The sequence below is a fragment of the Leucobacter sp. M11 genome (assembly GCF_035726885.1).
Taxonomy (GTDB): Bacteria; Actinomycetota; Actinomycetes; order Actinomycetales; family Microbacteriaceae; genus JAPFRB01.
On record NZ_JAPFRB010000003.1, the window covers coordinates 186,484 to 188,429 of the forward strand.

Annotated in this window: 2 protein-coding genes; both read right to left on the bottom strand. The window is 68.4% G+C overall.

Annotated elements, in window-relative coordinates; all coding sequences use genetic code 11:
* The coding region (locus tag OOT08_RS09150) for an AAA family ATPase (protein ID WP_442916213.1) at nucleotides 1-1,325 on the bottom strand (1,325 nt) is incomplete at its 3' end.
* Between the two features lie 151 nt (nucleotides 1,326-1,476).
* Nucleotides 1,477-1,946 (bottom strand): EamA family transporter (locus OOT08_RS09155; protein WP_325092345.1); only part of this gene is annotated, 470 nt, incomplete at its 5' end.

Genomic DNA, 1,946 nt, shown 5'->3' on the forward strand with positions numbered 1-1,946 from the left:
GAGACGGCCTCGCCCTGCCCGATCAGGCGCTTGCCCAGCTCGGCTTCGAGGGCGAGCAGCTTCTCGGTCTCGCCCTGCAGGAGCCGCCCGACGGGGATGCCCGTCCAGGCCGCGACCACCCCGGCGATGTCTTCGTCCGAGACCTGCTCGTTCACCATCCGCGGCTCGTCGGAGTGCTCGGCGCTTTCGGCCTCGGCGAGCTGCTTTTCGATCACGGGGATCTCGCCGTAGAGCAGCTTGGAGGCCTGCTCCAGCTTGCCCTCGCGCTGCGCCCGGTCGGCCCGGATCCGAGCGTCGTCCAGCTTCTCGCGGAGCTCGCCGACACGGTTAAGGCTGCTGCGCTCGCGCTCCCAGCGCTCCTCGAGCACCGTGAGCTCGGCCTGCTTCTCGGCGAGATCCTCGCGCAGCTTCGCGAGGCGATCCTTCGAGGCGTCGTCTTTCTCCTTCTTGAGGGCGAGCTCCTCCAACCTCAGCCGGTCGACCGCGCGGCGCAGCTCGTCGATCTCCATCGGCGCGGAGTCGATTTCCATGCGCAGGCGGCTCGCGGCCTCGTCGATCAGGTCGATCGCCTTGTCGGGCAGCTGCCGGGCGGTGATGTAGCGGTTGGACAGGGCCGCCGCGGCCACGAGCGCCGAGTCGGCGATCGTCACCTTGTGGTGCGCCTCGTAGCGTTCCTTGAGCCCGCGGAGGATCGCGACCGTGTCCTCGACGCTCGGCTCGCCGACGTAGACCTGCTGGAAGCGGCGCTCCAGCGCGGCGTCCTTCTCGATGTACTCGCGGTACTCGTCGAGGGTCGTGGCGCCGATCAGGCGCAGCTCGCCTCGGGCGAGCATGGGCTTGAGCATCTGCGAGGCGGCCACGGAGGACTCGCCCCCGCCCGCGCCCATGAGCGTGTGCAGCTCGTCGATGAAGGTGATGATCTGGCCGTCGGACTCCTTGATTTCCTTGAGCACGGCCTGCATGCGCTCTTCGAACTCGCCGCGGTACTTTGCTCCGGCGATCAGGGCAGACAGGTCGAGCGAAATGAGCTCTTTGTCCTTGAGGGAGTCGGCGACGTCGCCCGCGACGATGCGCTGGGCGAGCCCCTCCACGACGGCGGTCTTGCCGACGCCGGGCTCACCGATGAGCACGGGGTTGTTCTTGGTGCGCCGGGTCAGCACCTGGCTGACGCGGCGGATTTCGGCGTCCCGGCCGATGACGGGATCGAACTTCCCCGAGCGTGCAACCTCCGTGAGGTTCACACCGTACTGCTCGAGGGCGCTTGCCTGTTCGTCCTGCTGAGGCTGCATTCCTGGTTGCACGTTCGTCTCTTTTCTCCTTGGCATTGATGGGCTCCACCTGAACTTGAGTGGAGGTGACTCAAGTTTACCAAGGCGCGTCGGAAAGTCCACCCCATTCCGAAAGAATCCCAGGTAGCAATCACTTTCACCGCCGCAGAGCTGGGCGAAGGGGGCGGCCGGAGCCGTGCCGCCGGGGCTAGAGGCTGACGAGCGCGATCCCGCCGACCACGACGACCGAGGCGAGCACCCGGAGGGCCGGGCGGTGCTCCCGGAACGCGAACGCGCCGATCAGGCTCACGAGCACCACGCTCACCTCGCGCACCGGGGCGACGAGTGAGACGGGCGCCATCGTCATCGCGGTAAGGACGAGGATGTACGACAGGGGCGAGAGCACGCCGAAGGCGATCAGCCGGGCCCAGTTCGCCCGGACCGTGGGGAGGAGCTGGGCACGCGAGCGCCAGACCAGGGCCGTGTAGACCGGGATTTCCAGCACCACGCAGCCCACCATGAAGGCCACCGGGGACAGGCCCCACTCTCGCACGACGAAGCCGTCCCAGATCGTGTAGGTGGCGATCGCGACGCCCGTCAGCAGCCCGTAGACGATGCCGGGGTCGATCCGGCGGGCCCCCACGGTGCGCAGCGCGCGCGGGGGGCGGCCAATCAGGC